Source organism: Clostridium guangxiense, assembly GCF_021043395.1.
Taxonomy (GTDB): domain Bacteria; phylum Bacillota; class Clostridia; order Clostridiales; family Clostridiaceae; genus Clostridium_S; species Clostridium_S guangxiense.
On sequence record NZ_JAJNKE010000025.1, the window covers coordinates 41108 to 59832 of the forward strand.

Here is an 18725-nt window from a genome sequence, read left to right on the forward strand (position 1 = left end):
GTTTTTAATATATTCCCGAGTAAAATTAGTTTTATATTATACAAAAAGAATGCAGTGATTTTAATAATCTCTGCACTCCTAATAAACTTATTTTTTTCTCTAACTTTATAAATCTAAATCTAATATATGGCTACGTTTAACTTTAAATTTAATTTTATATGTTTTGGTTGTTTTTCCATCTTCAGCTGTTACCTTTATTGTTGCTGTTCCATTTGGTTTAGTTGCTTGTGTTATTACAACTTTAGCTTTAGAATTTGTTGCTACTGCATAAACTTGTGGTGCCTTTCTTGTCTCTGATGAAAGTTTTACAGTATATGTTGTATGCTTTGGTGTAAACTGAAAATATACTTCTCCAGCATTTACTGCTATGGTTTTTAATGTTGCATCTTTGCTTGTTTTAGCTGGTACTATAACATTTATACTAGCTGTGTCTGCTGTTGTTCCATCAGCTACATTTGTTACAGTAAACACTAATGCTACTGTTGTATCTACTGTTGGTGGTATTATTTTTCCGTCTTCAGTTATTACATTAGGCTTATCTGATGACTTAATTTTTATTTTATAACCATTTGGCACTTTTGGTAATGTTAACTGTGTTGCATCCTTTGCTGGTGCTTCCACACTTGTTATTCTAGAAGCCACTTGAGTAAATGGACTAGCATCACTTTCTGTTTGTTCAAAGTACACGTCATCCAAATAATAAGTACCGGAATTCCATTCTCCAATTCTTATTTCTTTTATTGCTGATAAATCAACACCCTTAACGGAGCTTAATGGCAAGGTTGTCTTAGTCCATCTATCTTTAACAGCATTCTGATCTGTCCATCCACTCCAAGATGATCCACCAGCATCTATTATTGTTATCTTTTCAGTATTGTTCCCTTGTGTATCTTTTACATAAAAGGCTAAATAATTGTATCCTTTTGCATCAACTTTACTTCCACTTTGAGGTAATATATTAACGCATCTATTTGCCTCTCCAGGATCTCCACTTGAATCAACTACAAGTTTTACAGCTTTTGATCCACCTATAGAGCCTGTATCAGCATAACTATTTACAGCAGCATTTTTCACTCCAGCAGAAAAACCAACTCCTGATTCAAAATTTTGATACCATTTACTAGTCAAAAGTACTGGATACTCTGCAGTTACTGTCTCAGAAGCACTCATGTTATTTTCAAATGCATAAGCCTTTACTTTTGTATTTGGATCAATCTGTATAGTTAATGGTGAAGCTGCTGATTTTGCTGTACTACTTGTTTTTGGTTCACTTCCATCTGTAGTATATTTAATCATAGCTCCTTTTGTTGCAGAAGTTATTGTTACATTGGATGAACTAATAATTCCTCCAGCAATAGGACTAAATGTTGGATTACTTACCTTTGGCAATGTATAATCTGCAGTTATTACTTCTGAGGCATCCATACCTTCTTTAACTGCATACGCTTTTATTGTAGTTTCTGGATTTACATGTACTTTTATTGGAGAAACTCCAGACGTAGCTGTTAAACTTGACTTTGGATCACTTCCATCAGTAGTGTACTTAATGGTTGCTCCTTTTGTTGCACAAGAAATAGTTACATCCTCTGGTGATGTAATTATAGCTGCCTTTGGACTAAATGTTGGATTAAAGACACTATTAGGAACTGGCGCAGTAGTATTTAGCGCTATTCTAGCAGCTACAGTTGTAGAATTTGTATAAAATTTACTTGTCTGTATTTGTTGACCCCATTTTCGTTTGATCTCATCAAATGAATCTTTGGTAGTATCAGCTACTTCTTTTTGACCTACATATAAGAACCAATTGTTGCCAGGGTCCTGTTTTGATCCCTTATAAGCCCATGAACTCCAACTTATTCCATACTTATTCATTTGCTCTATTCCATATTCTTCATTTGTATCACCAAAATTAAATTCTCCTGCATAAACAGCTGTTCCATATTGAGTTTGGAAATTAATTAAATCGTTAACTCTAGCATTTATATTATCTTTAGTACTATCATATAAATGCATCTGATAAAGCATATTGGTCCATCCGTAAGTTTTTGGATCTGGTAAGCAATCCCCTGCCCATATAGCTTCCATAGAAATCACATGATTTGGGTCAACTGTTCTTATAGTCTTATACAGCTTATTATAAATATCATATGTGTATTTAAGAGCTTCAGCCGAGCCCGGTGTATATGCATGATCTCCTGTATAACCATTATTGTTTTGAGGTTCATTCATAATATCATAAGCAGCAACATCAGGACTATTTTTATAACGATTTGCTATTTTAGTCCACATGTCTTCAAAAATTTTTTGATCCTTATCGCTAGTATAAATATTATTTTGTCCAAGAGTACCTGTACTGTGATCCATACTTTGTCCACCCGGAACTCCGTGACAGTCTAAAATAACATATATTCCACGTTTACTACATTCTTTAATTACCCAGTCAAGCTTTTGAATACCAGGATTTGAATCTAAATCGCTTCCAGTTATCCAAGTACCATTTTCATCACTCATAAAGTTTCTATACCAGAAAGGTATACGAACAAGATTTACGTGCATATCTTCAAGTTTATCCAAGTCATCTGTTGTAACCCAATTACTCTCATATGTATCATATAAATCTTGAATTTGTTTATCAGTAAACCCACGACTCTTTAACGCATTAATACTATCAAGATTAGCCCATTTTCTATCTTCTCCATTTACTGGGCACATCCATGACTCTTGAACTAACCATCCACCAAGATTTACACCTCTAAGTGCAACCTTCTTATTATTTTGGTTCCATAGAAACCCATCTTGTGATTTTAGGAAGTCACTTTGACCAATTGGAGATGAACTTTGTTTTACATAATTAGGTGCATTATCTGAAGCGTTTACACCAAAGTATAAATCATCAAAGTAATATATGTTATTGTAATTCCAGTACTCTCCAAGTCTAATTTCACTTATTTGAGACCAATTTAATTTCTGGGTTTTGTCAAGAGTAACTACTACTTTTTCCCATTCACCTTTAACTGCATTTTGATCTGTTGCAAAATCCCATGAAGCACCACTCTTATCTTTTATAGTTACATGTACATTATTGTTACCTGCCATATCTTTTACATAAAACATTAAAAAATTATAGTTAGTTGCATCAAATGTAGCTTGTCCACTTGGATATATTATAGCGCTATTTTTATTGTTATCCCAATCACCTTCAGACGTTCCCATCATGGTCATTTTTAATGAATTCCCATCCATTGCATTTGCACCGTCTTTAGATATTTCAGTTTTTACATTGGAACTTGAAGCAAATCCATTTGCACCAGCAAAATTTTGAAACCAAGTTACAGTTGGATTATTAGCTGTTGAAGCTGCAAATACAATTGATGGTGTTCCTCCAAAAATTGCAAAAATCAAAACAACAAATACTTGAATTATCGATAGTATTTTAAATTTCATACGCCGATCATTAAGACCTTTCATATAAAACAATCCCCCTTAAATAATATTATTCATCAGTATATAGTATATAACTAATGAAGCTACAGCAATAAAAAGATCTTTTATCCGTCAACTGCTATAGCTTTATTAATTTTACATTGAGAAGTATATTGTTACAATAACAAAATGCTTTTAACTATCTTGCTAATCTTTCAACAAAGGACTTTGCATCTTTAAATTTTAACACCTCATTTTTAGGTAATGCTCTTCCAACCGTCTGATTTGTCATTTTAACTTTAATATTTAATGGTTGTGGTCCTCCATTTTTTTCTAAATCTTCATAAAATTCAGTATATTTTTCTTGCTCATTACCTTGATAGCTACAAGGATTATATTGAACAAAATTTGTAGAATAATCATATTCAATATTAAAATTATCGAAACTTCCTGTAACTTTTAGCTTAAATGATTTCATTTTCATCTCTCCAAATTATATTTTAATGTAATTTTTATTTTTCTACATTTACACCATTTTCTATGCTTGCACTGCTTAATTCTTCTTTAACATATTGAGCATCCTGTGATTTGAAAAATGGTAAGTACACTACTGCTGCCATAAGAATTAGCAATATCTGTAAAGCTGCGCCTCTCCATCCAGCTACTATAAATCCAGATATTATAGGTGGTGTAGTCCATGGAACTTGTACTGCCGTAAAACATGGAACTAATCCTGAATATATTGCAAAATAAGTAATTATACCTGAAAATAATGGAACTAAAACAAATGGTATTGCCATAAATGGATTTAATACGATTGTAAAACCAAACAATATAGGTTCATTTATATTAAACATACCTGGTACTATTGAAAGTTTTGATAAAGTTTTTAAACGTTGTGATTTAGCAAAGAACAGCATAGCTATAACCAAGCCTAATGTCATGCCAGCACCACCAAAAGTGATATACTGATCCATAAACTGCTGTGTTACTATATGAGCATTTTTTCCTGCACCTGAAGCTATTAACTTAGCTCCTGTTTTTACTACATCTTGATTGGCAAGTCCATTGGCTTGAAGTATTGAGCTCATAACTCCACCAACAAGATTTGAACCGTGTATTCCAAACCACCATAAGAAAGATACTGCAAATGGTATTGCCATAGCTCCACCTAATGAATCTGTTATTCCTTGAAGTGGAATTTGTAGTACTTTATATATCCATTCAACAAATGTTCCACCTGTAGCAACTTTTAATGCTATATAAACAAGCATTGAACCAGTTATAAGAACAGCTCCTGGAATTAATGATGCAAATGCATTAACAACTCCTTCTGGTACTCCTTCTGGTAATTTAATTCTTATGTCTCTCTTAATAAACCAAGAATATACATATCCTGCAATTAATCCAACAAGTATTGCAGTAATCATTCCTTTACCGCCAGTCCATCCTTTAGGTATAATACCTCCAACTTTATCTGCTGTTTTAAGTGCAACTCCTCCAAATTTATCTCCACCTTTAAAAGGTACATATGAAGGTGTTATGATTAAAAACGATACTAATCCTAATATTCCTGCTGAAATAGAGTCACATCCCTCATTCTTTGCATACTGTGAAGCTATTCCAAATACAGCTACTAAAGCCATTATGTCAAATGTGCATCCTGAAACCTGGTTAAGTGGTTCAGCCCAATTTGCACCAAATGCTCCTGTCATAATAGCATTCCATCCAGCTTGGCTTGGAAATGGGAAATTTGCTATTAATAAAAATATTGAACCTATGAGCGTCAAAGGCATTGTGGTTATAATTCCGTCTTTGATTGCTATAATTATTTTTGAATTAGCAAATTTCATTATTTTAGGAAGTACTTTTTCTTGAATACTTTCTACTTTCATTTAATTGTCCCCCTTAATTTAAATTATTTAATTAAAAATATTTAATTTATAATAAAATTAGATATTTTATTATCTTGTTAGTTACTTTTTATCATCAGCATAGATACATATCATTTAATAAATCGATTACAATAAATCATGTATAGTATTATTTAAAGTTATCTTATTCTATTACATTTTCAGTTAATTGCCTTTGTACTTTACAAAGACACCTATAGCTTTTTTGATAGCCATCCACTCTTTCCTTAATAGTCTAAGATAATCTCATGTATAATTATTTTCCTGCCATCTTTAATGCATGTTCAAGTACCTTAGCACCATTAAGCATTCCATAATCTACAGAACTTATTACTTCTACTGGAATTCCTTTTTTACCACACAATGCTGTTGCCTTTGGAAGTACATACTTAATTTGAGGTCCAAGTAGAACAGCATCTGCTCCTTCTAAATGACTTTCCATCTGTGCCTCAGGAAAAGCATTTATTTCAACCTCAATATTCTTTTCCTTAGCTGCCTTTCTCATTTTTGAAACAAGCATACTTGTTGACATACCTGCATTACAAAATAATAAAATTTTAGTCATAATAATTCCTCCTTAATTTTTATTTGATAATTTATTAATAAGTTTTCTCATTTCAATCATTTCCAAAATCATATTTCTTTCAGATATTGTTGTCATAAGATGATCTTGGGAATGTACAAATAATATTGAAACCTTTAAGGGTTGTCCATCAGCTTCTTGTTGTAATAAACTCGTTTGAACATCATGTGCCTTTCCAATGGCAACATTTGCCTTCTCAATTAAAGAATCTATTTCATCATATTTTCCTTCCTTAGCACAATTAAGTGCTTGATATAAATAACTTTTAGCATCACCTGAATATATTATTATACTCATCACTATTTGTTCTATATCCATATTTTAGCCTCCTTTATATTTACAACGTGTCACTATTAATTATAGCAAATACTGTGCCAAACACTAATATAGTGATTATACCAATTATTTTTCTACATTACCTAAAAAAAAGGTTAATGTGTTTAATTTTTTTTCAAGTGTATTGATTAGTTTAAAAAAGTGTTTAAACACATCTGATTTTTATAGTTGAATTATTTAAACTATTAACTTATAATTAAGCTGTTATTATATTAAATTAGGAGTGAAAACATGAATAAAAAGGAATATATCTATAATAAACTGCTGGATTTACCAAACAGCAAGGGCATTGATGCTCAAAGCCTTGCTTCCATATTAAATATGACTAGGGCAAATGTAAGTCATGAGTTAAATGACTTATGCAAAGATGGAAAGGTTTTCAAAATACCCGGACGACCTGTTTTGTTTTATGTTTCAAAGACTAATTCAAATAAATCAAAACTAGATACGCTTGTAACAAACAATATAAGTCTAAAACAAGCTGTTGAACAATTAAAGGCGGCTATTCTTTACCCTCCAAATGGTATGAACTGTTTAATTCTTGGAGCTACAGGCGTAGGCAAATCAATGTTTGCCTCATTAATGCATGAATATGCTATTGAAATGGGTATAAAAGACAAAAAATCTCCATTTATAGAGTTTAACTGTGCAGATTATACAAATAATCCTCAACTTTTAACCTCTCAGCTTTTTGGAGTGAAGAAGGGAGCTTACACTGGTGCAGATTTGGACAAAACAGGTCTTATAGAAAAAGCAAATGGAGGAATCTTGTTTCTTGATGAAGTTCATAGACTTCCACCCGAAGGTCAAGAAGCTCTTTTTACATTTTTAGATAAGGGAATTTTTAGAAGAATGGGGGATGATGAAATAAGAAAGTCCAATGTCCTTATAATATCTGCTACAACTGAAAATCCAAATTCATCTCTTTTAAAGACCTTTACTAGAAGAATTCCTATGCTTATTACGATTCCTTCTCTTAGTGAAAGAACACTTGAAGAGAGACTTTACCTAATAAAAACCTTTTTCAAAAACGAAAGTAAAAAACTAAACAGAGACATCGCTGTATCTCTAAACACTATGAGAGCCCTTTTATCATATGATTGCCCTAATAATGTTGGTCAATTAAAAAGTGATGTTCAACTTCTTTGCGCAAGAGCTTATTCAGAATTTCTTACAAATACAAAATCAGGTGTAAGAATAACTAGTTCAAGCCTTCCCCTATACATAAAAGAAGGTCTTTATAGAGAAAAAGAGCACAGAATTCTATGGAATAAACTTATGGGAGATGAAATTGAATTCTTTAAATTCTCCAGCAAAGGCGAAAATACAGAAGAATCTACCGATAAAACTAGCAACACCATATACGAATTTATCGAACAAAAACTTGAAAAATTAAAGTACAAGGGAATTTCAAACATAGATATCGAAAACATACTAGAAAAAGATATAACCAAATATTTCAGTAAATATATAAGCAGAGTTTCTGAAGAAGTCAATAGAGAAAATCTTCTTAACATAATAGGTGAAGATAGTCTAAATTTTATTGATAAAGTAGTTTATCAAATTGTAACTTCATTAAAGAAAAATATAAGTAACAACATTTATACAGCCTTAGCACTACATATAAATACACTTATAGCAAGAATACACAATGACAAAAATATAATAAACCCTGAACTTAAAAAGATAAAAAATTTATATCCAGAAGAATACAATATAGCCTTAAGTATAAAGAAACAAATTGAAGAATATGTACATCATTTAATTCCAGATGACGAAGCAGGTTATTTAACGCTATTTCTTGTAAACGATGATAAAATATCAAAAGAAATCAAAGATAGAGTAAATATCATAATTATCGCTCATGGAAAGTCTACTGGAACCTCTATAGCTGAAGTAGCAAATGATCTTCTAGAACAAAATTCTGTAATAGGCATAGATTGTCCTTTAGATGTAAAACCTTCTGTGGTGCTTGAAAAATTAAGGGTTACAGTTAGAAATAACTTTACTACCAGTGGATATATTCTTCTAGTTGATATGGGTTCTTTAACTACCTTTGGTGAAATAATAGAAAGCGAATTCAAAATTCCTGTAAAGGTTTATCCACTCGCTTCAACTCTTCATGCAATAGAAGCAGCAAGAAAATCTCTATTAGGGCTTTCTATAGATGAAATTTACAACGATATACTATCCGTTAATTCATATCAGCATATAAAAGCTCAATCCAGCTATGCTGATAGCAAAAATAAAAAAAACGTCATAATAACATCTTGCTTAACCGGTGAAGGAGGCTCTCTTGCAATAAAAAACTTTTTAAACTCTAAACTTACATATGATAAAGATTTGTTTGAAATAATATCTTTAAACTGTTTAGATAAAATCCATTTTAAAAATCAGCTTCTTGAACTTCAAAAGGATAGAGAAATTTTATTTTTAGTATCCACCTTTCCAATAGATTTAGATATAAAACAATATAATATGCATGATGTCCTATGCATGAAGGTAATGGATGAATTGCAGCAATTAGTAGATACAAAGTCTGTAGTTCAAAAAATGTCATCTATTCTTAAGGAAAATATAGACAATATAGATGGAAGTGAACTTTACACAGACATAACTCAATTCATTAACGCCGTAGAAAATAAACTTAAATTCAAGCTGGATGATGATTCACTTATAGGTCTTATACTCCATACAGCTTTCTCGATAAGCAGGCTAAAAAAAGGACAAGAAGCAGTTGAATTCCCTGATAAAAACGAATTTATAGAGAATAACCTTAACTTGTACAATATTATAAAAGAAAACTATCTTTTTTTATATAATAAATATTATATTAAGATATCTAAAAGTGAACTTTGCTATATAGCAGACTTCTTTCTTGAATCCGCAAAGCAAAAGAATTTAACATAAAAAACTTGAGACTAAGAAGAGGCTGTCGCACTAAAAATCAATTCAATAATAATTTATAAATATCGCAAACTAATTTGAGTGAAAGATTTTAACTAGCAGAGCAAGTTAAAATCTTTCACTATAGTTGCTTCGCAATATTTATGAATTACAATTAAAAATAAATTTAATGCGACAGCCCTCTTTTAAATTATTCTGTTTAACTCATCATAAGTATACTCTATTATATCTGCACAGCTTATCTTATTCTTTTTAAGCTCTTTACATATTTGAGTTCCGTATCTTAAATTAACACTATCCATTAATTCCTTTGTATACTTCCTAGCTTCATTTGATTCTGTTTCGCTTTCCCTTCCTTTAAGATATCCTATTATAACGGCCGCTCCTCCAACCGCACCGCATAAGCTTCCAGTTGTAAATCCTGTTCCCATTGAACTTCCAAGCTTAACAGGAATATCTGTATTATGTTCATCATTAAAAGCCTTTATTATAGCTTCTCCACAAGTATAACCTTTTTTATGATATTCAGATGGCTTATTCATTTGCTAAAACCCCCATTTCATACTTTATTTTTGTAAATTACCATTATAAGAACTAGTTCCACCTTTAACATTCACTACATTAAAACCCATGTCTGATAATTTGCCACAAGTTTTTGCACTTCTCATACCAGATTGGCATATTATATAATACTCTTTTGACTTGTTAAGATATTTTTCTGGACTTTGAAGCACAAAATTCATTGGAGCGTTTTTTGCCCCAGGGACATGTCCTTCTCTATATTCCTCTGGATTTCTGACATCTATCAATGTTATTTTTCCTCGTAAATTCTCTAATTCACTTATGTCTATTGATTTAAACTTATTCTTATTTAAAAATGAAAACATGTTTAATCCTCCTTTGTTAATCTTTTAATAGAGTAGAGAGTAAATAGTTTTGATTGAATTGAAGGAAGAGAAATCATCCTTCAATCTACTCTGTGCTCTCTACTCTTAATTTTTATAAATCACTTGTAATTCTCTAATAATCAGCTTTTAAAATTTTCATGAAACCTATATAAACAAGTTTACATTTGAATCTTCTGCCTCTCCAAGGTAATAGCCGACCCCTCCTATTTTAACTCCGTCAATCAATTCTTCCTTTTTTATTCCCATAACATCCATTGACATTTGACAAGCAACTATCTCAATTCCATTTTTAATTCCAGCTTTAATCAAATCCTCAAGAGATGTTATATTTTTATCCTGCATGACTTTCCTAATCATCTTAGGTCCAATGCCCATCATATTCATTTTAGAAAGTTTAAGTTTTCTACTTCCTCTAGGCATCATAATTCCAAACACTTTATCCATGAAACCTTTTTTCACATTAATTTTTTCTGGTCTTCTTAAGATATTAAGACCCCAGAACGTAAAAAACATTGTCACTTTTTTACCCATTGAAGCTGCTCCATTGGCTATTATAAAAGAAGCTATAGCTTTATCAAGATCACCACTAAATACCACCATTGTTTTATTATCTTTAACTACCGCAGCTTGATTTTTAAGTGCAAGAACCTCAGAAGCTTTCTGTATAACAGCAGTAATAATTGCCTTATTTTTGTCAAGTCTCAAAAGCTTATTTCCCGTCCTTTTACACCATGCTTTTATATCTTCATAAAATCCAGGATCTGATGCATTAACCTTTAAAATTTCACCCTCTTGTAACCTATCTATATTTTCTTTTACGCTCATGAGAGGTCCTGGACAACATAACCCACAAGCATCAAGTACTTTATTATACTCTTCTGAATCTAACGCCGCTTCTTTTTCAATACTTCTATCATCATTATTTTTATTTAAAGGTTTAAAATTAAGTGCTGATATGGATTTGTAACCTCCAGTGACATTCTTCACTTTAAATCCATTTTGCATTAAAATTCTCCCGGCAACATACCCTCTAAGTCCAACCTGACAATAAACTATTACTTCTTTACGCTTATCAAGTTCATTTAACCTTTGTCTCAAATCATCTACAGGAATATTTACAGCTCCATCTACATGCCCATTACTAAACTCAAGTTCTGTTCTAACATCTACAATAATAGAGTTTTCTTTGTCATAGCTTAAAAATTCAGCTGCAGTTACAACCTCTGCCTTTCCAGTCAAGATATTTTCTGCTGCAAAACCTACCATATTTACTGGATCCTTTGCAGAAGAATATGGAGGCGCATATGAAAGTTCAAGTTCAACTAAATCATAGATGCTGCCTTTAAACCTTATCGCAGTTGCTATTACATCTATTCTTTTCTCAACACCACCATAACCTACTGCCTGAGCTCCAAGTATTTTTCCCTTTTCATCAAATATTAATTTTAATGAAAGAGGCGAACTTCCAGGATAATACGATGCATGAGATGCTGGATGAACTACAACAGTTTTATACGGTATATTAAGTCTTTTTAAAGCTCTTTCATTGTTTCCAGTGCTTGCAGCTGTAAGTCCAAATATCTTTATAACTGCTGTTCCCTGTGACCCTTTAAAGGATGAATTTAAATTGCAAACATTATCTGCTGCTATTCTTCCCTGTTTATTTGCAGGACCAGCAAGAGGAACTGCTGTTTTCTGACCGTTTACAAAATCCACTACCTCTACAGCATCACCAACTGCAAATACGTTTTCTATATTAGTTTCCATCTTATCATTTACAATTATGTGACCTTTAGGACCAAATTCAATTCCAGAACCTTTAAGGAATGAAGTTTCTGGTGCTACTCCAATTGCTAAAACAACAAGTTCTGTCTTTACACTTTTTCCACTTCCAAGCGTTATCTCAACATAATTTTCACTATCCTTAAAGGACTTTACTCCATCACCTAAAATTAAATTCACTCCATTTTCATTTAATTCTTTTTCTGCCATTACAACCATGTCTGTATCAAAAGGAGCTAAAATATGAGGTGCTGCTTCAACAAGAGTTACATTAATTCCTCTTTCCTTTAAGTTTTCTGCAACTTCAACTCCTACAAAGCCTCCGCCAATAACTACAGCATTTTTTATTTTCTTACTGTCAACTTTATCTTTTATCTTATCCATATCTGGAATATTTCTAAGTGTCATTATTTTATTGCTCTCAATTCCCTCGATATGTGGTCTTAATGCCCTTGCACCTGGTGATAAAATAAGATAATCATAATTTTCCTCATATGTTCCTTTATCTTTACTTTTAACCTTAACTTTTTTATTTTTTGTATCAACTTCAAGTACTTCGCTGTTATTTCTAACATCTATATTAAATCTATTTTTCATGCTCTCTGGCGTTTGAACAATTAATTTTTCTCTTTCCTTTATAGTTTCACCTATATGATAAGGAAGACCACAATTTGCAAAGGATATATATTCGTCTTTTTCAAACATTATAATTTCTGCTGTTTCGTCTAATCTTCTAAGTCTAGCCGCTGCAGACGCTCCTCCTGCAACTCCACCAACTATCAAAACCTTTTTCATAATTTAACTCCTTTCTTTAATTAACATTTTCATAAATATATTTATAGTTCATCAATTCTCTTATAAAAAATCCGCATCTAATATTTAAATATTTATATATTAAGATATACAAATATATATTTTAAGCACATCTTTAAAGTTTCCATTCAACGGCTAACAAATAAAGTGCACTTTTGTGTAATAAATATAAACTCAATCAATTAATCGTTACAAAGAACTCTCATTAATTTTTCAACTTTTTCATTGCAAACTCTATATATAATTTCTGTTCCATTTCTAGTTCCTTCAATAATTCCTGCTGTTCTTAACTTTTGGAGATGCTGAGAAATGGTAGACTGAGGGCAATTAAGGCAATCTGTCATATGCATAACATTACATTCACCATTTTGTAAAAGTCCTGCAACTATACAAAGCCTAACAGGATGTGCAAGAACTTTTAAAAGTTCAGCTGCATTATTATATTTTGAATAATCTTTTTCCATAAGTTTTTACCTCTTCATTTATTAATATATTTATATATTACGATATATAAATATATATGTCAAGTAAATTTTATGTTATAGCAAAATCATTTGCTACTTTGCACTTTGTGGCACGAATGCTGTTATTAGATCTAATATTCAATTTAATTCTTATTTATTATTGTAATCGTTGTCAGAAAATGTTATTATTGTGTTGATGTAAAAAAATGGGAGGTAACTTTATGAAAAGATTAATTTCATCTTTAGTTGCACTGTCACTAATATCAACTATTAACATGTTTACTGGTAACAATAATAGTAAAGCGTATGCAAATACTTTAACTGCTTCTAATGTATCTTCTAGTCAAGAAATGTATAATGAATCTTTTAGAAATCAATATCATTTTTCAAGATCTTTAGGATGGATGAATGATCCTAATGGTTTAGTTTATAAAAACGGGGTTTATCATATGTTCTATCAGGCTAATGAAGATCCAAGTCAATTATTTTGGGGAAATATGAGTTGGGGGCAAGCGACAAGTAAAGATCTTATACATTGGACAGAAAAAGGAATTGCCATTCCTGAATCTACAAATCAACCTTGGGAGAATTTTATGTTCCAAGGTAAGAATGATCCAAAGGCCTATAATTACATAGGCGCTCCTCATACTAATCCAGGACAAACTCCAAACAATACTAAAGCAATTTTCAGCGGTTCAACCATTGTAGATAAAAATAATACAGCTGGCTTTGGTAAAAATGCAATGATAGCAATTTACACTTCAGATTATTTTTTAGCAGTAAGAGATAAAGATGATACAACATCTGATTCTTTAGGTAAATTTTTAGGATTAAGAGAAGTTCAGGAGCAGTGCCTTGCATACAGCCTGAATGACGGTAAAACATGGACTAAGCTTGCTAAACCTGTAATTCCTATAACTGCCCTAAGTGGACAGGGATATGATTCCCAGAATTTCAGGGATCCTAAAGTAACTTGGGATGCTTCTACTAAAGAATGGGTAATGGCTACTACTACAGGGCAAAGAATTACTCTATTTACTTCAAAAAACTTAAAAGACTGGACCCATGTTTCTGATATTAATAGGGTTCATGACGTTAATAACGGTGTTTGGGAATGTCCTGAACTTTTTCCTATTAAAGTTTCAGGAACTAATACAACAAAATGGATTCTTTCTGTGAGCATTCAACAAGGAACTCCAGCAAAGGGTTCAGGTATGGAATATTATGTTGGAAATTTTGATGGTAAGAATTTTATCACTGAAAATGCTTCTACTATGTCAAATCCTAAATACACAGATTATGGAGAAGACTTCTATGCAGGTCAAACATTTTCTAATATTCCTAATAACAGAAATATAATGTTAAGTTGGATGGCTAATTGGAATTATACAAATGATAGGGATACCTTTCCTACAAGTCCATGGAAAAATTCTATGACACTTCCAAGAGAGTTAACCCTTGTGAGAACAGGTTTAGATGATTATTCACTGGCACAAAAGCCTGTTCATCAGATTTCTTCCCTGTTTAAAAAAACAGTTAAGATTAAAAATCAAATTATAAACTCAACAGAAAATGTAGAAAATTTCAAAGGAACAACTTATACTATAAGCTCTGAATTTAGTTGGAACAATGATAAAAAACCAGATAATTTTGGCTTTAATTTGCGTGAAAGCTCAGACGGAAGCAAAAAGGTTACTGTTGGATATGATACATCTAAAGGTATTGTATATATTGACCTTAGTAAAGAAGGAGATCCAAGATTAACTTCTGACAGGTACCTTATGTATGCTCCAATAAATGCAACTGATAATCATATAAAATTAACAGCTTATGTGGATGTATCATCTATTGAATTGTATATAAATGATGGCAAAAAAACGATTACTCAGTCTATATATCCTAATTCAATAGCTAATAATAATGGTATAGATACAAATAATATATCTATTTTTTCGAATAAAGGAAACGTTAACATTAGTAATGCCAGAATTCAAAGTATAACGAGTATTTGGAATAGCAATCAAAAATAGAATCGTTGCCCTACCTGAATTATATTTAAATGCTGAAGGTGAAATGATTTTATTCATAAAATTTTTACAAAAATTAGAATCCTTAACTTTTCACTTATGTTAAAAGTTAAGGATTTCACATAACTTTTCTTGTCAAAGGTGAAGTTTTTTCCACAGCAAAAAGTTAAGAAATGCTTTATTAATTAGCAAACAAATCATTGTCCTTATCTGAATTCCAAACATATTCAATTGCATGTGCAATATTTTTTGCTTTTTCTACTCCAAACCTATCAGCTGCAAATCCTAAAGCCATATCTATTCCAGCGGATACACCAGAAGAAGTATAAAATTTACCGTCAGCTACCCATCTAGCACATAGCTGCCAGTTAACATCAGTGTTTACAGACTTCACCCACTCAAAAGCTCTCTTATTTGAAGTTGCTTTCTTAGCATTCAATAAATTCGTTTTAGCAAGCAGAGCAGAACCAGTACATACAGTTAGACAATATGTTGATTTAACTGCAATTTCCTTAAGTTTCTCTATAAAAACATTATCATTAACCAAAGGCCGTGTGCCTTGTCCACCTGGAACTAATAATACCCCCTCAAAATCAGCGTTCTCTAATTTTTCAGTTATAACTTTTGTACCTTGTCTACTTATAATAGTTCCACCATCTATGGAAAAATAACGTAGTTTATATTCTTCAAGGCGTCCAAGTACTTCTACCGGTCCAAATGCATCTAGTGTTTCAAAATCAGAAAATAATAAAACATTTATGTCCATAATAGCACCCCTTTAATACAGAGGACAAAGTACAATTGACAGAGTACAGTGTCCTCTGTACTCTAATTTTATTTTATTATACCACTATCTAAAAATTAAGTTCACCTATATTTTTAAAGGAATTCATATCAACTGCAGCTATTTTAGAATCAAATATACTGTACAAGGTATTTCCTATATAAATCGCTCTACAGGTTGTGCCTGAATTTTCATCCGCTTCAGCTTTGTACACAAGCTTGAAACCATTCTTCAAGTCAACCTTGTATACATAAATATAATACCTTAAATTTTGCCCATCATTAACAAAAACTGGAAATGCCATAATTCCTTTATCTTTATCAAATAGTAATGCCTTATGATCATATAAAACATCTGATTCAGTAAAACTATCTTTAACATCATAAGATGGCGTTACAGGAGATTTTATATTCGGCAAATTTTTTTGATTAAATGTATCATCTAAATTTACATTATACATTTGTTTTGGATTGGATATATCAGTTACATCGAACATGGCAAATTTCATACCACCCGGTTTCGCCATTACAACTCCACCTTCTGAAACATCTGTTGAATTTCTACCAAAGCCTATAATATGATTTCCATCATAGGGCTGCAAATAGGTACTAAATCCAGGCATTTCAAGCTTTCCTGTAATCTTCGGTTTGTTTGGATCTGACAAATCTATTGCGAAAAGAGGATCAGTCTGCTTAAAAGTAACCATGTATGCCCTATCACCCATAAATCTCGTACTATATATTCTTTCCCCTTTAGCTATATCAGAAATTTGAGAAACTAATTTAAGATTTTTATCAAAAATATATATGGCACTGGACATATTATTATTTATAAAATCACTTTCATCTTTTGTTGTCGCTACTCTCAAATAACCATTATACTCATCCATAGAAAATTGATTTAATATATTTCCATCAACTTCAGTCTTAGTTTGTAATTCTGCTTTGCCTTTTAAAAGTTGAAATTTATATACTGTAGTTTTGCTGCTACCACTTTGAGAGGCAATATACACATTTCCGCCATTACAGTATATGTCTTCCCCATTTCCCAATACCGATGTAACTTTAGCCTCAGTATTTATATTTGAGAGATCTATACTTGAAATGTTTACATAGTTTGGATATATGTCTTTAGGATTATATACTATATCTTTATAATCCACCTCTTTAACTTTCCCTTTTAAACTGCTATCTATATAAAAAGGAGCACTCTCTTCCTTACTTGCATTTTTAAAATCTATATTTATATTTTGGTTTGATATTACATAAACTTTATCTCCTATAAGTCTTGAATCTTTGTAGCTTCCACTCACTATTAAACTTTTGACAAGCTTTGGTTTTGATTTATTGCTTATGTCATACACTAGTATCTTAGAATTTTCCCATGAATACCAATTATCTTTTATATTATCATCATCGCTATACGAATTCTTATAGTATCCGCCAAATACTACTAAGAAATCACCTTTTAAGAACATATTACTAGCATGAAAATTGCTATCTATGGATATACTTGATTCCAATTTCATAGTTTGAGCTGGATAAGCATTTACTATGCTAATTTTATTTTCTTTGCTATTTAAAGTATAAATGTATTTACCATCATTCTTAACTAAATCAGGCTCATCAACTCCATTTACCTGTACATTTGTGGATGAATGACTTATACTTTGAGAAGTTTTATCATTAGCAGAATTTTTCAAAGCATTACTGGTGGAGCTTACTGAGCCATTCTTTTTAGAATAATCTATTGAAAGCTTAGGCGATATATTACCTTTATAATTTTCTAGTATACTTTTCAAATTCTTATATGAACCTACAGCTGCAATACCTCTTGAATCCACCTTTGTTGTTTTTTGAAAATAAAAACTTCCTATGCGAGTTTGCAAAAAGGGAATTCTAAGCACTATAATTATAAGAGCTGCGGCTGCTACAAAATAAAGGCTTAGGCTCCTCGTTTTATCTTTCTTCTCTTTCTTTTTTAATCCTTTTTCTATAGAAAAATCTATTTCAGCTGGAACTTCTATATTGTCTATATCATCCTTAAATTTTTTTATCTTATCTAAATCATCCAAAATATTCTTTCCTCCTCTACTCTTCTGGACAAGCCATATTTATTCTAAGTGTCTTCAATGCTCTGTGTAAATAAGTTTTCACAGTACCAATAGGACATTTCATAACCCGGGAAATATCCTCAAAGCTCATGTCCCTAAAATATTTAAGTACTATAACTGTTCTATATTTGTCATTTAGTAAATCTACAGCTCTATATAAATCTATATTTTCTTCAATATTTTCATCTTTTGATGTTTTACTCAAAAGTACAATTTCATTGTCATTTACAAATACTTTCTTCTTTTTCAGCATATCAACAGCGCAATTGATGAGTATTCTTGTAACATAAGTATTAAAAAACTCTGGATTTTTTAGCTTTTTAATTGAACTATAGGCCCTATATACAGTTTCACTTACTATATCAAGTGCATCTTCTTTGTTTTTTACGTATATGTAGGCTGTTTTGTAAAGTACATCCTTTCTTTCATACATAAGCTTTGCGAAGGCTTCCTTATCCCCCCACTTTGCAAGAGTAATAATCTCTTCCTGCTCCAAAACTTTCACTTCCTTTAAATTCTTTCTAAACATTAGACTAAGATACGCACATTTTAGTTTCAAATAAACAAGAAATAACATTAATTTAATTATAATCTGAAAATATTGCGAAGTAACAATGCTTCGTCACATTAAAAAAATTCTATAAATCTAAACCTCAAAAATCATAAAATTCT

Annotated in this window: 14 protein-coding genes; 2 read left to right on the plus strand and 12 right to left on the minus strand. The window is 31.3% G+C overall.

The window, feature by feature from the left end; translation table 11 throughout:
- Positions 1–105: 105 nt before the first annotated feature.
- The 5 genes from LQK79_RS14020 to LQK79_RS14040 form a co-directional block, all read right to left on the minus strand.
- A complete protein-coding gene (locus tag LQK79_RS14020; RefSeq protein ID WP_231016936.1) occupies positions 106–3468 on the minus strand; it encodes a cellulase family glycosylhydrolase in 3363 nt (1120 codons plus the stop codon).
- A 154-nt stretch (positions 3469–3622) separates the two neighbouring features.
- A complete protein-coding gene (locus LQK79_RS14025) occupies positions 3623–3901 on the minus strand; it encodes a hypothetical protein (protein WP_053242060.1) in 279 nt (92 codons plus the stop codon).
- A 34-nt stretch (positions 3902–3935) separates the two neighbouring features.
- Positions 3936–5318 (minus strand): PTS sugar transporter subunit IIC, encoded by a 1383-nt coding sequence (locus LQK79_RS14030; protein WP_053242061.1) that lies wholly within the window; start codon positions 5316–5318, stop codon positions 3936–3938.
- A gap of 274 nt (positions 5319–5592) precedes the next feature.
- A complete protein-coding gene (locus LQK79_RS14035) occupies positions 5593–5901 on the minus strand; it encodes a PTS sugar transporter subunit IIB (RefSeq protein ID WP_053242062.1) in 309 nt (102 codons plus the stop codon).
- A 12-nt stretch (positions 5902–5913) separates the two neighbouring features.
- Positions 5914–6237 carry a PTS lactose/cellobiose transporter subunit IIA gene (locus tag LQK79_RS14040; RefSeq protein WP_053242063.1) on the minus strand — a complete coding sequence of 108 codons (324 nt, stop codon included), beginning with the start codon at positions 6235–6237 and terminating at the stop codon, positions 5914–5916.
- Positions 6238–6486: 249 nt separating this feature from the next.
- Here LQK79_RS14040 and LQK79_RS14045 point away from each other — a divergent pair, with 249 nt between their 5' ends.
- Positions 6487–9165 (plus strand): sigma 54-interacting transcriptional regulator, encoded by a 2679-nt coding sequence (locus LQK79_RS14045; protein ID WP_231016938.1) that lies wholly within the window; start codon positions 6487–6489, stop codon positions 9163–9165.
- A gap of 182 nt (positions 9166–9347) precedes the next feature.
- On the opposite strand, the gene LQK79_RS14050 is transcribed toward LQK79_RS14045, so the two are convergent.
- From LQK79_RS14050 to LQK79_RS14065, 4 genes are all read right to left on the minus strand, one after another.
- Positions 9348–9704 (minus strand): C-GCAxxG-C-C family (seleno)protein, encoded by a 357-nt coding sequence (locus tag LQK79_RS14050; RefSeq protein WP_053242064.1) that lies wholly within the window; start codon positions 9702–9704, stop codon positions 9348–9350.
- A gap of 24 nt (positions 9705–9728) precedes the next feature.
- A complete protein-coding gene (locus LQK79_RS14055; RefSeq protein ID WP_053242065.1) occupies positions 9729–10049 on the minus strand; it encodes a rhodanese-like domain-containing protein in 321 nt (106 codons plus the stop codon).
- Positions 10050–10214: 165 nt separating this feature from the next.
- On the minus strand, positions 10215–12650 hold the full coding sequence (locus LQK79_RS14060; RefSeq protein WP_231016943.1) for a CoA-disulfide reductase: 2436 nt from the start codon (positions 12648–12650) through the stop codon (positions 10215–10217).
- 197 nt (positions 12651–12847) lie between these two features.
- Positions 12848–13129 (minus strand): ArsR/SmtB family transcription factor, encoded by a 282-nt coding sequence (locus LQK79_RS14065; protein ID WP_053242066.1) that lies wholly within the window; start codon positions 13127–13129, stop codon positions 12848–12850.
- A gap of 221 nt (positions 13130–13350) precedes the next feature.
- On the opposite strand from LQK79_RS14065, the gene LQK79_RS14070 reads away from it, so the two are divergent.
- A complete protein-coding gene (locus LQK79_RS14070; protein WP_231016939.1) occupies positions 13351–15159 on the plus strand; it encodes a glycoside hydrolase family 32 protein in 1809 nt (602 codons plus the stop codon).
- 178 nt (positions 15160–15337) lie between these two features.
- On the opposite strand, the gene LQK79_RS14075 is transcribed toward LQK79_RS14070, so the two are convergent.
- The 3 genes from LQK79_RS14075 to LQK79_RS14085 form a co-directional block, all read right to left on the minus strand.
- The gene (locus LQK79_RS14075) at positions 15338–15922 is read right to left on the minus strand and encodes a DJ-1/PfpI family protein (RefSeq protein WP_231016940.1); all 585 of its coding nucleotides are present in this window, start codon (positions 15920–15922) and stop codon (positions 15338–15340) included.
- Between the two features lie 88 nt (positions 15923–16010).
- Entirely contained in the window at positions 16011–18014 is a 2004-nt protein-coding gene (locus LQK79_RS14080) for a beta-propeller domain-containing protein (protein WP_231016941.1), read from the minus strand.
- Between the two features lie 16 nt (positions 18015–18030).
- Entirely contained in the window at positions 18031–18582 is a 552-nt protein-coding gene (locus tag LQK79_RS14085; RefSeq protein ID WP_053242071.1) for a sigma-70 family RNA polymerase sigma factor, read from the minus strand.
- Positions 18583–18725: the final 143 nt, after the last annotated feature.

What these genes read in the sequence shown, in the direction of transcription:
- LQK79_RS14085 (WP_053242071.1), bottom strand. Translation starts at nt 18,582, where the DNA reads ATGTTTAGAAAGAATTTAAAGGAAGTGAAAGTTTTGGAGCAGGAAGAG.
- LQK79_RS14025 (WP_053242060.1), bottom strand. Translation starts at nt 3,901, where the DNA reads ATGAAATCATTTAAGCTAAAAGTTACAGGAAGTTTCGATAATTTTAAT.
- LQK79_RS14030 (WP_053242061.1), bottom strand. Translation starts at nt 5,318, where the DNA reads ATGAAAGTAGAAAGTATTCAAGAAAAAGTACTTCCTAAAATAATGAAA.
- LQK79_RS14055 (WP_053242065.1), bottom strand. Translation starts at nt 10,049, where the DNA reads ATGTTTTCATTTTTAAATAAGAATAAGTTTAAATCAATAGACATAAGT.
- LQK79_RS14040 (WP_053242063.1), bottom strand. Translation starts at nt 6,237, where the DNA reads ATGGATATAGAACAAATAGTGATGAGTATAATAATATATTCAGGTGAT.
- LQK79_RS14075 (WP_231016940.1), bottom strand. Translation starts at nt 15,922, where the DNA reads ATGGACATAAATGTTTTATTATTTTCTGATTTTGAAACACTAGATGCA.
- LQK79_RS14070 (WP_231016939.1), top strand. Translation starts at nt 13,351, where the DNA reads ATGAAAAGATTAATTTCATCTTTAGTTGCACTGTCACTAATATCAACT.
- LQK79_RS14020 (WP_231016936.1), bottom strand. Translation starts at nt 3,468, where the DNA reads ATGAAAGGTCTTAATGATCGGCGTATGAAATTTAAAATACTATCGATA.
- LQK79_RS14045 (WP_231016938.1), top strand. Translation starts at nt 6,487, where the DNA reads ATGAATAAAAAGGAATATATCTATAATAAACTGCTGGATTTACCAAAC.
- LQK79_RS14050 (WP_053242064.1), bottom strand. Translation starts at nt 9,704, where the DNA reads ATGAATAAGCCATCTGAATATCATAAAAAAGGTTATACTTGTGGAGAA.
- LQK79_RS14035 (WP_053242062.1), bottom strand. Translation starts at nt 5,901, where the DNA reads ATGACTAAAATTTTATTATTTTGTAATGCAGGTATGTCAACAAGTATG.
- LQK79_RS14065 (WP_053242066.1), bottom strand. Translation starts at nt 13,129, where the DNA reads ATGGAAAAAGATTATTCAAAATATAATAATGCAGCTGAACTTTTAAAA.